18 protein-coding genes are annotated in these 19615 nt (G+C 58.8%); 14 read left to right on the top strand and 4 right to left on the bottom strand.

The annotated features are described in order from the left end of the window. Positions 1 to 149: 149 nt before the first annotated feature. The 3 genes from CPY64_RS02360 to CPY64_RS02370 are packed head-to-tail and all read left to right on the top strand — an operon-like array spanning position 150 to position 4116. Positions 150 to 2444, top strand: coding sequence for an NADP-dependent malic enzyme (locus tag CPY64_RS02360; RefSeq protein ID WP_042483593.1), 2295 nt, complete (start codon positions 150 to 152; stop codon positions 2442 to 2444). An 8-nt stretch (positions 2445 to 2452) separates the two neighbouring features. Further along, entirely contained in the window at positions 2453 to 3649 is a 1197-nt protein-coding gene (locus CPY64_RS02365) for a patatin-like phospholipase family protein (protein WP_042483293.1), read from the top strand. Further along, positions 3649 to 4116 (top strand): barstar family protein, encoded by a 468-nt coding sequence (locus CPY64_RS02370; protein WP_042483296.1) that lies wholly within the window; start codon positions 3649 to 3651, stop codon positions 4114 to 4116. The genes CPY64_RS02365 and CPY64_RS02370 overlap by 1 nt, the downstream gene beginning before the upstream one ends. Before the next feature lie 10 nt (positions 4117 to 4126). Here CPY64_RS02370 and CPY64_RS02375 read toward each other — a convergent pair whose 3' ends face one another. Further along, a complete protein-coding gene (locus CPY64_RS02375) occupies positions 4127 to 4855 on the bottom strand; it encodes a 16S rRNA (uracil(1498)-N(3))-methyltransferase (RefSeq protein ID WP_042483299.1) in 729 nt (242 codons plus the stop codon). A 194-nt stretch (positions 4856 to 5049) separates the two neighbouring features. On the opposite strand from CPY64_RS02375, the gene tkt reads away from it, so the two are divergent. The 3 genes from tkt to CPY64_RS02390 all read left to right on the top strand — a co-directional run bounded on the left by tkt (position 5050) and on the right by CPY64_RS02390 (position 9374). Next, positions 5050 to 7095: a transketolase gene (gene tkt / locus CPY64_RS02380; RefSeq protein WP_042483300.1), complete on the top strand. Its 2046-nt coding sequence runs from the start codon at positions 5050 to 5052 to the stop codon at positions 7093 to 7095. 12 nt (positions 7096 to 7107) lie between these two features. Further along, a complete protein-coding gene (gap, locus tag CPY64_RS02385; protein ID WP_009455139.1) occupies positions 7108 to 8121 on the top strand; it encodes a type I glyceraldehyde-3-phosphate dehydrogenase in 1014 nt (337 codons plus the stop codon). A 62-nt stretch (positions 8122 to 8183) separates the two neighbouring features. Continuing rightward, positions 8184 to 9374: a phosphoglycerate kinase gene (locus CPY64_RS02390; protein WP_042483304.1), complete on the top strand. Its 1191-nt coding sequence runs from the start codon at positions 8184 to 8186 to the stop codon at positions 9372 to 9374. A 64-nt stretch (positions 9375 to 9438) separates the two neighbouring features. Here the strand turns inward: CPY64_RS02390 and CPY64_RS02395 are convergent, their stop codons facing one another. Together CPY64_RS02395 and CPY64_RS02400 are read right to left on the bottom strand one after the other, a co-directional pair. Next, a complete protein-coding gene (locus CPY64_RS02395; RefSeq protein ID WP_307188524.1) occupies positions 9439 to 9711 on the bottom strand; it encodes a type II toxin-antitoxin system HicB family antitoxin in 273 nt (90 codons plus the stop codon). Further along, positions 9701 to 10543, bottom strand: a complete 843-nt coding sequence (locus tag CPY64_RS02400; protein WP_080723725.1) for an NAD-dependent epimerase/dehydratase family protein — start codon at positions 10541 to 10543, stop codon at positions 9701 to 9703. Before CPY64_RS02400 ends, CPY64_RS02395 begins: the two co-directional genes overlap by 11 nt. Positions 10544 to 10618: 75 nt before the next feature. Between CPY64_RS02400 and CPY64_RS02405 the strand changes: the two genes are divergently transcribed. From CPY64_RS02405 to CPY64_RS02440, 8 genes are all read left to right on the top strand, one after another. Then, the gene (locus CPY64_RS02405) at positions 10619 to 12061 is read left to right on the top strand and encodes an aldehyde dehydrogenase family protein (RefSeq protein WP_042483312.1); all 1443 of its coding nucleotides are present in this window, start codon (positions 10619 to 10621) and stop codon (positions 12059 to 12061) included. A 136-nt stretch (positions 12062 to 12197) separates the two neighbouring features. Further along, positions 12198 to 12956, top strand: coding sequence for an SDR family oxidoreductase (locus CPY64_RS02410; protein WP_042483315.1), 759 nt, complete (start codon positions 12198 to 12200; stop codon positions 12954 to 12956). An 80-nt stretch (positions 12957 to 13036) separates the two neighbouring features. After that, a complete protein-coding gene (gene mog, locus CPY64_RS02415; protein WP_042483318.1) occupies positions 13037 to 13666 on the top strand; it encodes a molybdopterin adenylyltransferase in 630 nt (209 codons plus the stop codon). Positions 13667 to 13747: 81 nt separating this feature from the next. Beyond that, the gene (gene fba, locus CPY64_RS02420) at positions 13748 to 14812 is read left to right on the top strand and encodes a class II fructose-bisphosphate aldolase (RefSeq protein ID WP_009455128.1); all 1065 of its coding nucleotides are present in this window, start codon (positions 13748 to 13750) and stop codon (positions 14810 to 14812) included. A 139-nt stretch (positions 14813 to 14951) separates the two neighbouring features. Then, a complete protein-coding gene (locus CPY64_RS02425) occupies positions 14952 to 15833 on the top strand; it encodes a phosphoribosylaminoimidazolesuccinocarboxamide synthase (protein WP_009455127.1) in 882 nt (293 codons plus the stop codon). Between the two features lie 146 nt (positions 15834 to 15979). Further along, on the top strand, positions 15980 to 16492 hold the full coding sequence (purE, locus tag CPY64_RS02430) for a 5-(carboxyamino)imidazole ribonucleotide mutase (RefSeq protein ID WP_009455126.1): 513 nt from the start codon (positions 15980 to 15982) through the stop codon (positions 16490 to 16492). Positions 16493 to 16507: 15 nt separating this feature from the next. After that, a complete protein-coding gene (locus CPY64_RS02435; RefSeq protein WP_042483599.1) occupies positions 16508 to 17689 on the top strand; it encodes a 5-(carboxyamino)imidazole ribonucleotide synthase in 1182 nt (393 codons plus the stop codon). Continuing rightward, positions 17682 to 18707 carry an L-threonylcarbamoyladenylate synthase gene (locus CPY64_RS02440; RefSeq protein WP_042483322.1) on the top strand — a complete coding sequence of 342 codons (1026 nt, stop codon included), beginning with the start codon at positions 17682 to 17684 and terminating at the stop codon, positions 18705 to 18707. Before CPY64_RS02435 ends, CPY64_RS02440 begins: the two co-directional genes overlap by 8 nt. Positions 18708 to 18771: 64 nt before the next feature. On the opposite strand, the gene CPY64_RS02445 is transcribed toward CPY64_RS02440, so the two are convergent. Next, complete coding sequence (locus CPY64_RS02445) at positions 18772 to 19587, bottom strand: alpha/beta fold hydrolase (protein ID WP_080723729.1); 816 nt, start codon at positions 19585 to 19587, stop codon at positions 18772 to 18774. Positions 19588 to 19615 lie beyond the last annotated feature (28 nt).

Raw genomic sequence — 19615 nt, forward strand, 5'->3', positions numbered from 1 at the left:
GAGGGCCAGGCAAGGTGACCGGGGTTTCGGAGACAAGAACAGCATTCAGCGTATCAAGCCACGCGCTTGTTTGAATTCACGCTGACAGGCAATGGAAGCGCTCTGGCGATCCCGGTCCGTTTTAAATGGATTTTTGGGTGGGTATAAGCATGGACGCCAATTTTCGGAAAGCAGCCCTGGAATATCACGAGCAGGGCAGGCCCGGAAAGTTATCGGTCACGCCGACCAAGCAACTCTCCAACCAGCGGGATCTGGCGCTGGCGTATTCGCCCGGGGTTGCGGCTGCTTGCGAGGAAATCGTCAATGATCCGCAAAATGCCTTTCGCTATACCGGCCGGGGCAATCTGGTTGGGGTAATTTCCAACGGCACCGCGGTGCTGGGCCTGGGCAATATTGGCGCGCTGGCCTCCAAGCCGGTCATGGAAGGCAAGGCCGTGCTGTTCAAGAGCTTTGCAGGTCTGGATGTCTTTGATATCGAGATCAATGAAACCGACCCAGACAAGCTGGTGGATATTATTGCTGGTCTGGAGCCGACCTTTGGCGGCATCAATCTGGAAGACATCAAAGCGCCCGAGTGTTTCGAGGTGGAGCGCAAGCTGCGCCAGCGCATGAGCATTCCTGTTTTCCACGACGACCAGCATGGCACCGCGATTTGTGTGACGGCCGCCTTTCTGAATGGCCTGAGCGTGGTGGAAAAAGACATCAAGCAGGTCAAAGTGGTGACTTCCGGGGCCGGTGCTGCCGCGCTGGCTTGCCTGGACCTGATGATTGATATGGGCCTGCCGCTGGAAAATATCTGGGTTACCGATATTGATGGCGTGCTGTACGAGGGTCGCCCCGGTAATCCTGTGCCTGAACTGGCTCGTTTTGCCAAACAGACCGACGCCCGTACCTTGAGTGACGTGATTGATGGGGCCGATGTGTTTCTGGGCTTGTCCGCCGGTGGCGTGCTCAAGCCCGAGATGCTCAAGAACATGGCTCCCCGGCCCCTGATTCTGGCCTTGGCCAATCCAAATCCCGAGATCCTGCCTGAAGATGCCCACGCCGTGCGTGACGATGTGGTCATGGCGACCGGCCGTTCGGATTACCCGAACCAGGTCAATAATGTGCTGTGCTTCCCTTATATCTTCCGTGGCGCGCTGGACGTGGGAGCCACCACGATTACGCGCGGTATGGAGAAAGCCGCTGTGCTGGCCATTTGTCAGCTGGCGCGTGAGGAGCAGGATGAAGGCGTAGCCGCCGCTTATGGCCTGGAAGAAGTGTCTTTCGGTCCGTCCTTCTTTATTCCCCGCCCCTTTGATTCGCGTCTGATTGTGCGTATCGCCCCTGCGGTTGCCAAAGCGGCCATGGAAGAGGGCGTGGCGACCCGTCCGATTGCGGATCTGAACAGCTACATCTATCAGCTGCGCCAGTTCGTCTACAAGTCCGGCTCCTTCATGAAGCCGATTTACTCGCTGGCCCGTGGCCTGGTGCAAGACGGTGCCAAGTCGCGCGTGGTGTTCAGCGAAGGCGAGGACGAGCGCGTCCTGCGTGCGGTACAAATTATTGTGGACGAAGGTCTGGCCAGCCCAATTCTGGTGGGGCGTCCTGCTGTTCTGCAGCAGCGTATTGAACGCTATGGCCTGCGTCTGCGCTTGGGCATTGATGTGGAAGTGACCAACCCCGAGCAGGATGATCGTTTCCACCGTTACTGGACCAGCTACTGGGAAATCATGTCGCGTCGCGGTATCAGCAAAGAGATGGCGCGTGTGGAAATGCGCCGTCGCCCAACCTTGATCGGCGCCATGATGCTGCATCTGGGTGATGCCGATGGCATGATCTGCGGCACCGTGGGGCGCTACGAGAACCATCTGGAACTGGTGGATCAGGTGATTGGCAAAGCTCCGGGCGTGGAGACTTATGCGGCCATGAATATCTTGCTGCTCAGTGAACGTACCGTGGCCTTGACGGACACGCACGTGAACCATGATCCCGATTCGGATCAGGTGGCCGAGATCACCTTGGCAGCGGCTCGCAAGATGCGCCAGTTCAATATCGAACCCAAGGTGGCCTTGCTGTCCAGCTCCAACTTTGGAACCAACGACTCGCCTGCCGCCGTCACCATGCGCGGTGCGCTGGAGCGTGTGCGCAAGCTGGACCCCAGCCTGGAAGTGGACGGGGAAATGCACGGCGACTGCGCGCTGGATGAAAAGGCTCGCCATCAAATCCTGCCCACCTCGGCCCTGACGGGCGAGGCGAACTTGCTGGTCTGCCCGAACGTGGAAGCCGGCAATATTGCCTACAACCTGCTCAAGACGGCTGCCGGTGGCAACGTGGCGATCGGTCCCTTCCTGTTGGGGGCACGGGCACCGGTGCACATCATGACGTCTACTTCCTCGGTACGCCGTATCGTCAATATGACGGCGGTCACGGTGGTGGATGCCAACGTCGCTACTGAAGGCTGATAGCTATCATGATCCAGCGCTCTCCCGCTCCCGTGGCATTGGTCCTGAATGGGGGCGGGGCGCGCGGCGCGTATCAGGCCGGGGTGCTGGCCGGTTTGCTGGAGCTGCTGGACCCGGATCGCAACCCTCAGTTTCGCAATCCCTTCGATATTATTTGTGGCTCTTCGGCAGGCTCCATCAATGCTGCCGGATTGGCTTGCCGTGCTGACAAGCCTCACGAGGCTGTCGACCATATACAACAGCTGTGGGGCTCGTTGCGCACCAACGATATTTTTCATGCCGACCCCTTGCAGTTGCTGGCGACCAGTGTGCACTGGGTGGCCACGCTGGCCTTGGGCTGGCTGGCCCCGCGTCTGCGTGACCATGTGCCGCACTCCATGCTGGACAACTCACCGCTGCGGGACTTGCTGGAAAAGAGCCTGGACTTTGATCGCTTGCAGCGCAATCTGGCCCAGCAGCATGTCGGCGCGCTGGCGATTACGGCCGCTGCCTACACCACGGGTGAGCACCTGACTTTTTATCAGTGTGACGAGCGTATCCGACCCTGGACGCGCAATCTGCGCCGCGCCATCCCCGGTGTGATCGGGGTGGACCACCTGATGGCTTCCAGCGCCATTCCCTTCATGTTTCCGGCCCAGTCCTTGCAAGTGGGCAAGCAAACCCAGTGGTGCGGGGACGGGACCATGCGCCAGCTGGCACCCATCAGCCCGGCGATTCATCTGGGGGCGCACAAGGTCCTGATTGTGGGCACGGGATACGCGGACAACACCTACCACGAGCAAGAGTGCGAAGATCCGCCCTATCCCTCTTTGGCCCAGATCAGTGGCTATGCTTTATCCAACATATTCCTCGATAGTGTGTCAACGGATATTGAGCGTATGGAACGCATCAATACATTGCTTGCCTATATGCCTGCAAATGTATTACAAAGCCAATCGCTGCGTCCTGTCAGCACGTTTGCCATCACTCCCAGCCGCTCGCTGGATGAAATTGCCACTCGGCATATTCATCAGATGCCAACTGCTGCACGTACCCTATTTCGAGTACTTGGTGTATCTTCAAAGTCCGGTCCGACCACAGGCGGTGCATTAATTTCATATTTGTTATTCGAGTCCGGCTACACCCAAGAGCTGATCGAGTTAGGAAAGACCGATACCATGAGTCGTCGTGAAGAAGTGTTAGCGTTTTTTAAGGAAGCGTCCTGATGAGCCAATCCCTGACTTTGCAAGAAGCTTTGCAACAAGGCGGTGTGCTCGACGCAACGGGCCTGACGGCTGCTGATTTTCTGGAGCAGGCACAGGCCCAGGGGCTTACCGCCCTGGAAGTAAGTTGCGATCGTGCCCGCAATCGTTCTGCTGTTCTGCGAGCAGTCGCCAAGGCTGTCGATTACCCTGAGTTTTTTGGTGGCAATCTGGATGCACTCTACGATTGCCTATGTGACACCGTGCTGGATCAGAAAACAGGCCTGGCCCTGTGGCTGGACAATCTGCACAGTGGTGATCCTGCATTGGAAAAAGACGCCCAGGCTATTTTGGGTGTGTGCGAGGATGTGCATGCCTGGGCCTCGAATAACGAGCGTCGTTTTGTATGTGTCGTTCTGCACGCTGGCAAGCACCCTGACCCGGAACCGGGTGAGACTCCTGCTTCCTACTCCAGCCAGGACGAGGAATAAGCCTTAGGCCTTATTCCCAGCCTTGCAAGGCGCTGATCGCTGCTGTCAGCGCCAGGGCGGCGGTTTCGGTTCGCAGCACGCGGTGCCCGAAACGAATCGCCTGAGCCTGGGCATCCAGTGCCACCTTCTGCTCTTCGGGCGACCAACCGCCTTCGGGGCCAATCAAGATAGTCATGGCCTGATCTTGCGGTCCAATGGCCTGCGCCAATTGTTGAGGCGCATCGGGATCACAGAACAGATGCAGGCCAGTTTCAGCCTCGCGAAAATACTCGGCCAATGTCAGCGGTGCTGACAGTTCCATCAGGCGGTTGCGACCGCATTGCTCGCTGGCCGACTCAATCACTCTTTGCCAATGGCCCATGCGTTTGGCCTGCCGCTCCGCATTCAGTTGCAGCACACTGCGTTGTGCGCGAATCGGTACAAAGCGGCTCACGCCCATTTCCACGGCTTTTTCGATAATCCAGTCCATCTTGTCGCTGGAGGCAATGCCTTGCAGTACCGTAATGTGACCGGCCAGCTCGCGGACAGGTGTTTGGGCATCGCCCAGGCTGGCAAAGCCTTTTTTGCCTTCAATGCGCAAGGTGGCGGGATATTGGGTCCCGAGTCCGTCGAACAGAACGATGTCCTGACCGTCCTTTAAACGCAGCACCCGGATGGCGTGATGCGCCAATGCCTCGGGCAGGGCGATCTCGGTCCGGGCCGTCAGGTCCAAGGGGAGGTAGAAACGGGGAGCTGCCATATCAAGACACCATCAAGCATAAAAAACCGCACAAGCATACCGTACCGGGGCTTGGGGAAGAAAGCACAAGGCCCCAGCTCTAGTGGGGGCGATTTAGCGCCAGCAATGCTAAAATAGCGCGTTTTATAAACTAATCAGGGCCGTGAGCCGTCCGCCTGTCGGAATTGTCGCGCCGCCGCCCCAATGAGCTTCTAATGGATATTGCGTCAGCCTCTGATAAAACCCTAGCCAATGCCATCCGTGCCTTGTCTATGGATGCCGTGCAACAAGCTAATTCGGGCCACCCCGGTGCGCCCATGGGCATGGCCGATATCGCCCAGGTTCTCTGGTCCCGGCACCTGAAACACAACCCTGCCGACCCTGCCTGGTTTGATCGCGACCGTTTTGTGTTGTCAAACGGCCACGGTTCCATGCTGATCTACGCTTTGTTGCACCTTAGCGGCTACGACCTGCCCATGGACGAGCTGCGCAACTTCCGTCAGATGCATTCGCGTACTCCCGGTCACCCTGAAGTGGGTATTACCGCTGGCGTGGAAACCACCACGGGTCCTTTGGGCCAGGGTCTGGGTAATGCTGTCGGTTTTGCACTGGCTGAAGCCTTGCTGGCGCGCGAGTTCAACCGCGAAGGCCACGATGTGGTCGACCACCTGACCTGGGTTTTCGCGGGTGACGGCTGTCTGATGGAAGGTATCTCGCACGAGGCTTGCTCCCTGGCCGGTACCTGGAAACTGTCCAAGCTGGTCGTGATGTATGACGACAACGGCATCTCCATCGACGGCAAGGTCGAGAACTGGTTTGGTGACGATACGCCCGCCCGTTTTGAGAGCTACGGCTGGAACGTGATCCGCGCGGTTGATGGCCACGATGCCGCTTCGATCAATAGCGCGATTGAACAGGCTCGCCGCAACGCGAAAGAGGGCACGGGTCCTACCCTGATTTGCTGCCGTACCGTGATCGGTAAAGGCGCTCCTAACGCCGCCGGTTCCGAGAAAGTCCACGGCGCTCCACTGGGTGCTGATGAAATCGCCGCTACTCGTGCGGCGCTGGACTGGAACCACGGTCCGTTTGAAATTCCTCAGGAAGTCTACCAAGGCTGGGATTGCCGCGAAAAAGGCGGTGCTCAGCAAGCGGAATGGCAAAAGCGTTTTGACGCCTATAGCCAGGCTTACCCTGAATTGGCCGCCGAACTGGCCCGTCGTCTGAAAGGCGAACTGCCTGCTGACTACAGCGCCAAAGTTCAGGTCTTTATTGAAGAAACCGCTCAGAAGGCCGAAACCATTGCATCGCGTAAAGCTTCGCAATTGGCCATCAGCGCCTTGGTCAATGTGCTGCCAGAAATGCTGGGTGGCTCGGCTGACCTGACCGGCTCGAACTTCACCGACTGGAAGGGTGCCGAAGCCGTTCGCGCCCACGCCGACGGTGTGCATTTTGGTCGCCACATCAACTACGGTGTGCGTGAATTCGGTATGGCCGCCATCATGAATGGTCTGGCCCTGCACGGTGGTTACCTGCCTTTTGGCGGCACCTTCCTGACTTTCTCCGACTACTCGCGCAACGCCATTCGTATGGCTGCCCTGATGAAGCAGCGTGTTGTGCACGTATTCACCCACGACTCCATTGGTCTGGGCGAAGACGGCCCTACACACCAGTCCATCGAGCACGCCAACAGCCTGCGCCTGATCCCCAATCTGCACGTCTGGCGTCCTTGCGACACCACGGAAACCGCCGTGGCCTGGGCATGCTCGGTCGAGCGTCCTACCAGCATTGGCATGGACGTACAGAACGGTGGTCCTAGCGCCTTGCTCTTGTCGCGTCAGAATCTGCCTTTCGTCGAGCGCGATGCGCAAACCATCCAGAACATTCGTCGTGGTGGCTACGTGCTGCGTGACGCGCAAGATGCGCGCGCCATCATCATGGCAACCGGCTCGGAAATTGGTTTGGCTCTGCAAGCTCAGGAACAATTGGCCCAGCAAGGTATTGCGACCCGCGTGGTGTCCATGCCTTGTACCAACCTGTTTGACGCTCAGGACAAACAGTGGCGTGATCAGGTCCTGACCCCCGGCATCCCGCGCGTGGCGGTTGAAGCCGGTACCACCGGTCTGTGGTTCAAGTACGTGGGCCTGGAAGGCGCTGTAGTGGGTATCGATACCTACGGCGAATCCGCCCCGGCTGGCGTCCTGTTCAAGCATTTTGGTCTGACAGCAGAGAAGGTTGCTGCGGCCGTTCAAGAAATTTTGTAATTGGAGTCTGACATGACGATTCGCGTCGCAATCAATGGTTATGGTCGTATCGGCCGCATGATCTTGCGTGCCCACTACGAGTACGGCAAAAAACACGATATCGAGATCGTGGCCATCAACGCCTCGGGCGGTGCCGAGATCAATGAACACCTGACTCGCTATGACTCCGTGCATGGCCGTTTCAACGCCGATGTGTCGCTGGATGGCGATCATCTGGTGGTCAACGGTGACCGTATCCGCCTGCTGAGCCAGCGCGATGCGCTGACCCTGCCTTGGGCTGAACTGGGCGTGGACGTAGTGCTGGAATGTACCGGCGCGTTCACCACCAAGGAAAAAGCCGGTGAGCACATTCAAGCAGGTGCCAAGAAAGTCATCATCTCGGCCCCCGGTGGCAAGGATGTGGACGCCACCATCGTGTACGGCGTGAACCACGACATTCTGAAGAGCACTGACACCGTTATTTCCAACGCATCGTGCACCACCAACTGCCTGGCTCCCCTGGTTGCTCCTTTGCACAAGGAACTGGGCGTGGTCAGCGGTCTGATGACCACCATCCACGCTTACACCAACGACCAGGTCCTGACCGACGTGCGTCACAAGGACATGCGCCGTGCCCGTTCGGCCACCAGCAGCATGATCCCAACCAAGACCGGCGCGGCTGCTGCTGTGGGTCTGGTGCTGCCAGAGCTCAATGGCAAGCTGGACGGTTACGCTGTGCGCGTTCCTACCATCAACGTGTCCATGGTTGACCTGACTTTCGTGGCCAGCCGCAACACCAGCGTTGAAGAAGTGAACGGCATTCTGAAGGCAGCGTCGGAAGGCGCCATGAAGGGCATTCTGGACTACTGCACCGAACCTCTGGTGTCCATCGACTTTAACCACACCACCGCTTCCAGCACGGTTGATTCCCTGCTGACCAAAGTTACCGGCGGCAATATGGTCAAAGTGGCTGCCTGGTACGACAACGAATGGGCCTTCTCCATTCGTATGCTCGACAGCACCATCGCACTGATGTCGGCCAAGTAAGATCTGAATAGCAGGGGCGGGATTTCCCGCCCCTGTCACGTTAATTCCCAGAACAAAAAACCATGTCTACAAGCATCAAGACCTTGTCTGCGCTGGCCGAAACGGACGCGCTGCGAGGCAAGCGGGTATTTATCCGCTCTGATCTGAATGTCCCTCTGCAAGACGGACGTATTACCGAAGACACGCGCGTGCGTGCCTCGGTACCTGCCATTCGCATGGCGCTGGATGCCGGCGCTGCGGTGATGGTCACGTCTCACCTGGGTCGCCCTAAAGAAGGCGAGTGCCAGCCTGTGGATTCGCTGGAACCCGTGGTGCAACGTTTATCCGAATTGTTGGGCATGCCCGTTGAGCTGCGTCGCAATTGGCTGGATGGCGTGCAAGTGTCGCCCGGTCAGGTGGTCTTGCTGGAGAACTGCCGCTGCAACGTGGGGGAAAAGAAGAACGATCCCGAGTTGGCTCGCAAAATGGCAGCCTTGTGTGACGTTTACGTAAACGACGCCTTTGGTACGGCTCACCGTGCTGAAGCGACTACCGAAGGCATCGCCCGCTTTGCCCCCGTGGCTTGCGCCGGTCCTTTGCTGGAAGCCGAGTTGAAGGCCTTGGGCCGTGCTCTGAATCAGCCAGCCCGTCCTTTGGTTGCGATTGTGGGTGGTGCCAAGGTGTCCACCAAACTGTCCATCCTGCGCGCTTTGGCGGAAAAGGTTGACCAACTGGTGGTCGGTGGCGGCATTGCCAACACTTTCATGATGGCTAGCGGCCTGTCCGTAGGCAAATCCCTGGTGGAAGACAGCCAGCTGGAAGAAGCCCGCGAAGTGATCCGCATCATGAAAGAGCGCGGCGCAGAAGTACCTATCCCTGTGGATGTGGTGTGCGCCAAGTCCTTTGCTGCCGATGCAGCGGCTGAAATCAAGGCTGCTGATCAGGTTCAGGACGATGACATGATCCTGGACGTGGGCCCGCAAACGGCCCAGCAGATCGCTGACATCATAGCCAAAGCCGGCACTGTGGTCTGGAACGGCCCTCTGGGCGTGTTCGAGTTCCCGGCGTTCGCACAAGGCACCGAAACCCTGTCGCGTGCGATTGCAGGTTCCAAGGCCTTCTCGATCGCTGGCGGTGGCGACACCCTGGCAGCGATTGCCCAGTTCAATATCGGCGAAGATGTGGACTACATCTCCACCGGCGGCGGTGCATTCCTGGAATTCCTGGAAGGCAAGCGTTTGCCAGCCGTGGCTGCGTTGGAAGACAAGGCTTAAGCTGGTCTTTGCTTCGTAGGAAAAAGCCAGTCAACGAAAGTTGGCTGGCTTTTTTGTTTTCTGCCTACTTGGATAGGCCAATATCGACCATCATCCAAAATCCCTCTTTATAGTCCTCGTGCTCTAACCAGTTTTCCGGTGCAGTCGGTGATGGGAGGGAGGAGCTATCACCGAAGCAGTGTGCCTTAACCGCTTCTTGGGCAGCCCGAGCAAGATCCTCTAATTCATCAGCTGCTGCAAAACAGCCAGGTAAGTCGGGGAAGCGCGCGCCATAGGCGCTATGTTCATCCTTGTGCACGTGGAGTGGATAGAGCATGGACTGCGCTTCACGCCCCATCTTTAATCAACTGAGCATACCCTTGCATCGCATCCGGCCAATCCAGCTGAAAGCCGCTGTCCAGCAGTCGCTGGTTGCTCAGGCGTTTGCCACCTTCGTTGGACTGACGCCGTTCGGGGTGGGCCACTTCCAGTAGATCCGCCAGTCCGTCATACAGTTCGGTAATCCGATAAGGGCGGCTATCCGTGCCTATATAGCAAGGGAAGGGCGCTGGAGTACGCAGCAGATGCCAGCAGGCACGCGCGGCGTCTTCAATATGCAGGCGGTTGGCCCAGTGCTCCGGGTCGTCTGGCACGGTGGCACGGCCTTCACGCAGGCGATCCAGCAATTGGGTGCGTCCTGGCCCGTACAGGCCGCTTGGGCGGATGACGACGGCTTGAGCCGGGATGCGGTGGTGCAGCAGCTGCTCGGCCTCCAGCAGTACTCGGCCATTGAATTGCGTAGGCTCTGTGGGCGAGTTCTCGTCCACCCATTCAGTGCTCGGCCCGTAGACGGCGCTGGACGATACAAAGACAAAGCGTTTCAGGGCTTTCAGGTCCAGCTCGTTGAGCAGGTTTTCCAGACCGTGCAGAAATACCCGCTCATAAGCAGCCTGGCTACGCTGGTCGGGAGAGACAGCGTAAAGTACGTGGGTGATTTTGCGGTGTTTCAGGCGCAGGGAGGTGGGCTCGCTCAAATCGGCTTCCACCCATTCAATTCCGCTGTGATCGTCCAGGGGGATGTGGCGGCGCAGGCCGATCACCGGCCATTCGTGTTGGCGGGCCAGCTTCCCGGTGCGGGTGCCCAGATCGCCAGCGCCCGCTAAGAGCAAAGTACGTTGTCGAGAGTCCAAAGCAGCAAGTCCTTGAGTAGAATGATCTCGAGCAGGGCTCGATTGGCTGAAATAACAATAGCATTGGAGGCGGTCATGGAGTGTCGCAATTGGATTGACGGACAGCAACTTGGCGCGGAGGGCGGTGGTTTGCTACCAGTTATCGACCCCTCCACAGGCGAGACTTTCGCCCGCCTGGCGCAATCGTCCGAGGTGGATATTGATTGGGCCGTACAGGCCGCCCGCCGCGCCTGCCAGGGGCCGTGGAGCCGCCTGACTGCCGCTCAGCGCAGCCAGTTGTTGCTGCGTTGCGCCCGAACATTGTCTGATGCCCGAGAGGAGCTGGCGCGGCTGGAATCCCGCGATACCGGCAAGCCTTTGCGTCAGGCCCAGTCCGATGCTGCTGCCATTGTCCGCTATTTTGAGTTCTATGCGGGCGCGGTGGACAAGTTGCATGGTCAAACCATTCCGCTGGGCTGGGAAATGACGGCCTTTACCTTGCGTGAACCCTTAGGCGTTACCGCGCATATCATTCCCTGGAATTACCCCTTGCAGATTTTTGGGCGCAGCGTGGCCGCGTCCCTGGCAGCGGGCAATACCTGCGTGGTGAAACCGGCAGAAGATGCCAGCCTGTCCCTGCTGCGGGTGGCCGAGCTGTTGCACGAAGCGGGTTTGCCAGCGGGTGTGCTGAATATCTGCACGGGGTTGGGGAGCGAGGCCGGGCAGGCCTTGTCCGCACATCCTGATATCAATCACATTTCCTTTACCGGCTCTCCCGGCACGGGCCGTCAGGTGGCCTTGCAGGCGGCGCAGAATTTTGTGCCGGTCACCTTGGAACTGGGCGGCAAGTCTCCCCAAGTCGTGTTCTCGGATGCGGATCTGGATGCGGCCTTGCCAGTCGTGGTGAATGCGATCGTGCAGAACGCGGGGCAAACGTGCTCGGCGGGCAGCCGGGTGCTGATTCAGCGCGCTATCTATGGCGACTTTACCGAGCGTCTGGCCGAAGCCTTCAAGGCGCTGCTGACCGGCGCGGCCAGTGACAATCTGGATTGCGGTCCCCTGATCAGTGCACAGCAGCAGGCACGGGTCCGTTCCTATCTGGAGAATCTGGACCAGGACGGTATTGTGGTGCTGGCCCAGGGCAAGCTGGACTCCAAAGCCCCGGCGGCCGGCTTCTACCAGGTACCTGTTTTATTGGGCCATGTGCCTGTTGAACATCGACTGGCGCAGGAGGAAATCTTTGGTCCGGTTCTGGTCGCTCAGCCCTTCGGCACAGAGGAAGAAGCCATCGCCATGGCCAATGGCACGCCTTACAGTCTGGTGGCCGGGGTCTGGACCCGCGACGGGGCCCGTCAGGTGCGTATGGCCAGACAGCTGCGAGCCGGCCAGGTCTTTGTGAATAATTACGGCGCAGCAGGCGGGGTAGAGCTGCCTTTTGGCGGAACGGGTCAGTCTGGCATAGGCCGCGAGAAGGGTTTCGAAGCCTTGTACGCCCTGACTTCCCTGAAAACGGTTGCGCTACGTCATGCGGCCAGCTGATCGTAGGGGTATTTAGGGGTAAGCGCGGCTGTGGCGGTTCGGGTTTTCTGGCAGCATGGCAGCTGAACGCTAAACAGGTTTCACCAATGGCGGCGCACAGCCGCCATTTCTATATAAAAAGCAGAAGGAGACAAACATGCGATTGCAAGACAAAGTGGCTATCGTGACGGGCGGTGCATCGGGTTTTGGCCTGGGCATTGCACAGCGCTTTGCACGCGAAGGAGCGCGTGTACTGATTGCCGACCTGAATGCAGAGCAAGGGCAGGCCGCAGCAGCCCAGATTCAGGCACAGGGTGGTCAGGCCATTTTTGCCGCTTGCGATGTCTCGCAAGGGGACGAAGTTCATGCCCTGTTGGATATTGCCCTGCGCGAATGCGGCGGGCTGCATATTGTGGTGAACAATGCGGGCACCACGCATCGGAACAAGCCTTTGCTGGAAGTCAGCGAAAGCGAGTTCGATCTGGTCTATGCCGTTAACGTGAAAAGCATTTACTGGGCTGCGAAGCACTTTGTGCCCTATCTGCGCGCCCAGGGCTCGGGTTCCTTCATTAATATTGCGTCCACTGCTGCCTTGCGTCCGCGCCCCGGACTGGTCTGGTACAACGGCACCAAAGGTGCGGTCGTGACCATCAGCAAGGGCATGGCGGCAGAGTTGGGGCCGGATAACATTCGAGTCAATTGCATTAATCCGGTGATTGGTGACACGGCGTTGCTGGAACAGTTCATGGGTATGCCCGATACGCCGGAAAACCGCAGCCGCTTTTTGGCGGGAATTCCGCTGGGACGTTTTTGCACACCCAAGGACGTGGCCGCAGCGGCGCTGTATCTGGCCTCGGACGAGGCCGAGTTCATTACCGGCACCTGCATCGAGGTAGACGGCGGCCGTTGTATTTAAGCCCCACTGCGATTCGTTACAATCGTGCTATTGGCAGGCCCGTTCAGGGCCTGTAGTTTATTTCGCTTCCAAGGAAAAGCATGACATTCAATCGACAGTCTCCCCGCGAGCATCCGGATCAATTGCGTATCGGCTTGGTGTCGGTTTCGGATCGCGCCTCCAGCGGACAGTACCAGGATCAAGGCATACCGGCGCTGCGTCGTTGGCTGGACTCGGCCTTGACGGTCGCGCCTGCCTATCTGGAGCGGCTGATTCCCGATGAGCGTGCCCAGATTACTGGCACTCTGGTCGAGTTGGTGGAAGCGGGTTGCGACCTGATTTTGACCACTGGCGGCACCGGCCCGGCCCGTCGCGATGTGACGCCGGAGGCGACTCTGGACGCTGGAACGCGCGAAATGCCCGGATTCGGTGAACAGATGCGCCAAATCAGTTTAAAATTCGTACCAACAGCGATTTTGTCGCGGCAAGTTGCGGTCATCCGAGAAATTCAGGACCACGCTGCTCTGATTATCAATCTGCCTGGGCAGCCCAAAGCCATTCAGGAAACTCTGGAAGGGTTACGGGATACGGAAACCGGACAAGTATTGGTGCCGGGTATTTTTGCAGCTGTCCCGTATTGCATCGACCTGATTGGTGGACCTTACGCACAAACTCACGAGCATGTGGTCAATGCGTTCCGCCCCAAGTCGGCGCGCCGGACCGCCAGTTAACACGCTTACAAACGATCGGCTGTGCACGGAACCGTGCCCGGCCAAGTTTTTCAATTATTTTAGTCTTCAGGAGGTCTTCTCATGGCCCTAGTTTCCATGCGCCAGCTGCTCGATCACGCGGCCGAGCACGGTTATGGTATTCCAGCGTTCAACGTCAATAACCTGGAGCAGGTCCAGGCCATTATGGAAGCCGCCTCGGAGACGGATAGCCCCGTCATCATGCAGGCATCGGCCGGTGCCCGTAAATACGCAGGCGAAGCGTTTCTGCGTCACCTGATTGAAGCTGCTGTCGAGTCCTACCCCAACATCCCTGTGGTGATGCACCAGGACCACGGCCAGTCCCCCGAGATTTGCAAAGGCGCCATCGAGCTGGGTTTCTCCAGCGTGATGATGGACGGCTCCCTGTTGCCCGACGGCAAGACCATTGCCGACTTTGAGTACAACGTGGAAGTCACCCGCAAAGTGGTCGAAATGGCTCACAAGCTGGGCGTGACGGTTGAAGGCGAACTGGGCTGCCTGGGTTCCCTGGAAACCATGCAGGGCGACAAGGAAGACGGCCACGGCGCTGACGGCGTTCTGACCTTGGACCAGTTGCTGACCGACCCCGAGCAGGCTGCTGAATTTGTGACACGCACTCAACTGGACGCACTGGCCATCGCCATCGGTACCAGCCACGGTGCTTACAAGTTCACCCGCAAGCCTACCGGCGATATTCTGTCCATCGAGCGCGTGAAAGAAATTCACCGTCGTTTGCCCAACACTCACCTGGTGATGCACGGCAGCTCCAGCGTGCCTCAGGAACTGCTGGCTGAAATCCGTCAGTTTGGTGGCAACATGAAAGAAACCTACGGCGTGCCTGTGGAAGAAATTCAGGAAGCCATCAAGTACGGCGTGCGCAAGGTCAATATCGACACCGATATCCGTTTGGCCATGACCGCTGCCATCCGTCGTTTCCTGTTCGAAAACCCCGAGAAATTCGACCCACGCGAATACCTGAAACCTGCTCGCGAAGCCGCCAAGAAAGTGTGCGTGGCCCGCTACCAGCAGTTCGGCGCCGCCGGTCAGGCCTCCAAGATCAAGGCCATTCCTTTGCAGGAAATCGCCCGCCAGTACAGCACCGGCGAGCTGTCCCAGATCGTTCAGTAATTTTGTCAGGCGGAGCAGGAGTGGGCAGCACGACTGCCCGCCCCGATCTCCGCGTCTTTGCCCGGTGCCGCAGGCGCCGGGATTGTCGTCCCGCCTGCATCCATAGTCAGCGGGATGTTTTCGTTTTAAGGATGAAATCGTGCAAGAGCCCTTACATCAATCCAGCCTGAGCTCCCTGCCGCTACTCGCGCGCGGCAAAGTTCGGGACATGTATGCGGTGGGTGAGGACAAGTTGTTGATTGTGGCCAGTGATCGCATTTCGGCATTCGATGTGATTCTGGACGACCCCATTCCCGGCAAGGGCGCTGTCTTGACGCAGATGACCGAGTTCTGGCTGAACAAGCTGGCACACATCATCCCTAATCACACGACGGGCGTGAACCCGGTTGATGTGGTGGCGCCTGAAGAGCGCGCCCAAGTGGAAGGCCGCTCCATGGTGGTCAAGCGCTTGAAGCCCATCATGGTGGAAGCGGTGGCTCGTGGTTACCTGATCGGTTCGGGCTGGAAAGACTACCAGGCTACCGGCGCGGTATGTGGCATCACCTTGCCTGCAGGCCTGAAGCAAGCGGCCAAGCTGCCTCATGTGCTGTTTACGCCGGCTGCCAAAGCAGAAATGGGCTCGCATGACGAGAACGTGGATTTCGCCCATGTGGTCAAGGAAGTCGGTCAGGAGCTGGCCGAGCAAATCCGTGATGTGACCTTGCGTTTGTACACCGAAGCTGCTGACTACGCGGCCAGCCGTGGCATTCTGATTGCCGATACCAAATTTGAGTTTGGCTTGGACGATCAAGGCCAGTTGCATTTGATGGATGAAGTGCTGACTCCGGATTCCTCGCGTTTCTGGCCAGCCGACAGCTATGCCGAAGGCATCAGCCCACCGTCCTACGACAAGCAATTTGTGCGCGATTGGCTGGAAACCCAGGTTTGGGACAAGACGCCACCGGCTCCTCGCTTGCCTGCTGAAGTGGCCGAGCGCACCGCTGACAAGTACCGTGAAGCCCTGGAACGCCTGACGGCGTGAACGGTTTGCAGTCCGGACAGGCACTCGACGTAAACGAACTGCCTGCTCGTCCTGAGCAGGGTCGTGTTGGGATGGGCCCTGCTGTTTTTCTATTTACCAAGGCGCCTGGCAGCATGGCGCCTTCTTCCTTTTAGGGCGTATCTCTGATGAGCGTACAAACTCCTGCGGCTCCCACAGTGGGCATTGTGATGGGTTCCTCCAGCGACTGGGATGTGATGAGCCAGGCCGTGGCCATTCTGGACGAATTTGGTGTGTCCTATGAGTGCCGTGTGGTCTCTGCCCACCGCATGCCGATTGATATGGTGGATTACGGTGCCCAGGCTCCGGCCCGTGGCCTGAAAGCCATTATTGCGGGTGCAGGCGGCGCGGCTCATTTGCCCGGCATGCTGGCTGCCCTGACGCACTTGCCTGTGTTTGGCGTCCCCGTGCCTTCGCGCTACCTGCGCGGTGAAGATTCCCTGCTGTCGATTGTGCAAATGCCCAAGGGCGTGCCAGTTGCCACCTTCGCCATTGGCGAGGCCGGTGCCGCCAATGCCGCTCTGCACGTGATTGCCAATCTGGCCGTCAATGACGCCGTGCTGACTGAAAAACTGATTGCGTACCGAGCCCGCCAGACCGAGGCCGCCCGAGCTATGCGTGTTCCTCCTGCTACTGCCTGATTTTATTTTGTGATGATGACCCCCATGACTGATGCTGCCCTTCTGGTCCCTGGCTCCTGGCTGGGCATGATTGGAGGCGGCCAACTGGGCCGCATGTTCTGCCATAGCGCCCAAAGCCTGGGCTACAAGGTGGCCGTGCTGGACCCGGATACCCATAGCCCTGCTGGTGCAGTGGCCGATCTGCATATCTGTGCGGCCTACGATGACGCCCAAGCGCTTGCCCGTCTGGGGGACTTGTGCCAAGCCGTCAGCACCGAGTTCGAGAACGTCCCGGCGCAGTCCTTGCTGACTCTGGCGCAGCACACACGAGTCACGCCGTCCGGCGATGCCGTCGGCATTGTGCAGGACCGTATTCGTGAAAAAGCCTTTATCTCGCAGGCCGGTGTGCCGGTGGCTCCTTATGCGGCCATCGAAAGCCTGGACGATTTGCAGGCCGCTGACGGCGCCTTGTTCCCCGGCATTCTGAAGACTGCGCGTTTTGGTTACGACGGCAAGGGTCAGGCACGAGTGGCAGACCGTGAACAGGCGCTGGCTGCCTTCAAGGAGTTCGGTTCCCAGGCCTGTGTGCTGGAAGCCCTGCAACCCTTGAAGTCCGAAATTTCGGTTGTCCTGGCCCGTGGCCTGGACGATCAGGTCAAAACCTTCCCATGTGCCCGTAACGAGCACCGTGATGGCATTTTGGCCGTGTCCACCATCAGCGCCCAGTTCCAGGACGATGCCTTGTCCGAACAGGCTCGTCAGGCGGCTGCCGCTATCGCCCGTACGCTGGATTACGTGGGGGTGTTGTGTGTGGAGTTCTTCATTCTGGAAGACGGCCGTTTGCTGGCCAATGAAGTGGCTCCCCGTCCGCACAATAGCGGTCACTACACCATGAATGCTTGCGTCACCAGTCAGTTTGAACAGCAGGCTCGCGTGATGGCGGCCTTGCCCCTGGGTGATACCGGCGCTTTGTGTCCTTCCATGATGCTCAATATCCTGGGCGATATCTGGTTTGACGAACAAGGCCAGATGCGTGAGCCGGATTGGGCCGCCTTGCTGGCTGTGCCTGGTGTGTCCTTGCACTTGTATGGCAAGGCCGAGGCCCGTGTTGGCCGCAAGATGGGGCACGTGAATATTGTGGGCGGGTCGGATCAGCAAGTGCGCGAACGCACTGCCCGAGCTGCCGCCGCTTTGCACATCGCTTTTGACCATGACTGATACTCCCTCCAGCCCTTCCGAGCAGCAGATAGAGCAAGCCGCCCGTGTGCTGGCACAAGGGGGGCTGGTGGCCTTTCCAACCGAGACGGTCTATGGTCTGGGCGCGGATGCAGAAAACCCGGCTGCAGTGCAGCTGATTTACAAGGCCAAGGGCCGTCCTGCGAATCATCCCTTGATTGTGCATGTGGCCCCCGGTGCCGACCTGCGTTACTGGGTGACAGATATTCCGCCCGTGGCACAGCAATTGATGGATGCCTTCTGGCCCGGTCCTTTGACGCTGATCCTGCCGCGCAATCCGGCTATTCCGGATACGGTCAGTGGCGGGCAAAGCAGCATTGGTATTCGTTGTCCTTCCCATCCGGTGGCTCAAGCCTTGCTCAAGCGCATGGCGGAACTCAAGCCCGGCGGTCAGGCCGGTGTGGCGGCGCCTTCGGCCAACAAGTTTGGTCAGGTATCGCCTACGGCTGCCAGCCATGTACGCGATGAATTCGCGGACATGAGTGCAGAGGAACTGCTGATTGTGGAAGCGGGCCCGTCGGAAGTGGGCATCGAGTCCACTATTGTGGACGTGTCGCGTACTCATCAGGGTGTGGGTGCCGTACTTTTGCGGCCCGGCCATATCAGTGCGGCCATGATTGCCGAGGTCATCGGCTACGAACCCGTCAGTCCGGATCAACAAGCCCCACAGGTTTCGGGCAGCTTGAAAGCGCACTATGCGCCGCGTACCCCTTTGTCTTTATTTGATGAAGGCAATGCACCTGCGGTGCAGGCTGCTTTGGCCAAAGGGGGCAAGCAGGCCATTGTTGCCTTTGCCTCTTTACCGCCTTTTTCGGCCGATGTGCACGACTGGTATGTGTGCAGCCCGGATGCGCAGCTTTATGCCCAGGATTTATACGCCATGTTGCGTCGCCTGGACCAAGGCCAGTACCAGCATATTTGGGTGCAGCGTTGCCCGGATATGCCAGACTGGCAGGCGGTCAATGACCGCCTGGGCCGAGCCGCAGCAGCCTTTGAGTAAGGCTGCTGTTCAGTAGGCGTGTGTGCTTTAAGGACTGAGCTTAGGGACTGAGTGAGTTCGCTGCTTAGCGGGCTGTTCGCTTCAGAAAGTCCACAATCGCCTGGTTCACCTGCGCTTCCTTATCCCGGTAGGGCAGGTGGCCGCATTGCTCCAGCTCCAGCAGCTCCGTGTGCGGCACCAGCTCCTTGATGCGACGGATCTGCTCCAGCGTGCCGTATTCATCATCCACGCCTTGAATGGCCAGAATCGGGCAGGTGATGCGGCTGACGTCCTCTTCAATATTCCAGTCGCGGAACCGGGGATCTGTCCAGGTGGCGTTCCAGCCCCAGAAAGCGGATTCCACATCATCGTGATAGCGGCCCAGACGTTCGCGTAAAAAACCTTGCTCGTAGGCTTCGCGGGCGACCAGAATGCCGCGCAAGGAAATATCCTCTACAAACAGGTGCGGGGCCATCACCACAATGCCTTGCAGCTTGTCGCTAAAGCCGCTGGCCGCCAGCAGGGCAATCGAGCCACCATCGCTGTGGCCAACCAGCACAATCGGACGCTTCTTGCCGTCTTCACCCAGTTGCTCCAGCAATTGGGGCAGCACCTCCAGCGACTGCTCATGCAGGTAGTCTGGCTCTTTGGGGCTATTGTCCGGGCGCGGGGTGCTGCGGCCATAGCCATAGCGGGAGTACATCAGGCCGCTGCAGCCGGTTTGCTCGCACAACTGTGCCGGCCAGTCTTTCCACATGGCAATGGAGCCCAGACCTTCGTGCAGGAACACCAGCAAGGGGGCGGTTTCACGCTCGGGGGCAATACGTTGATATTCCAGCTCGATGGCTTGGGTGCCCTGAGTCAGGCTCGCAAATTGCAAAGATGAATCGAGTGTTGTCATAGCCTTGGTGTGCATAGCCCTGAACAAA

Origin of the sequence: Alcaligenes faecalis (genome assembly GCF_002443155.1) — a bacterium.
Lineage (GTDB): Bacteria > Pseudomonadota > Gammaproteobacteria > Burkholderiales > Burkholderiaceae_B > Alcaligenes > Alcaligenes faecalis.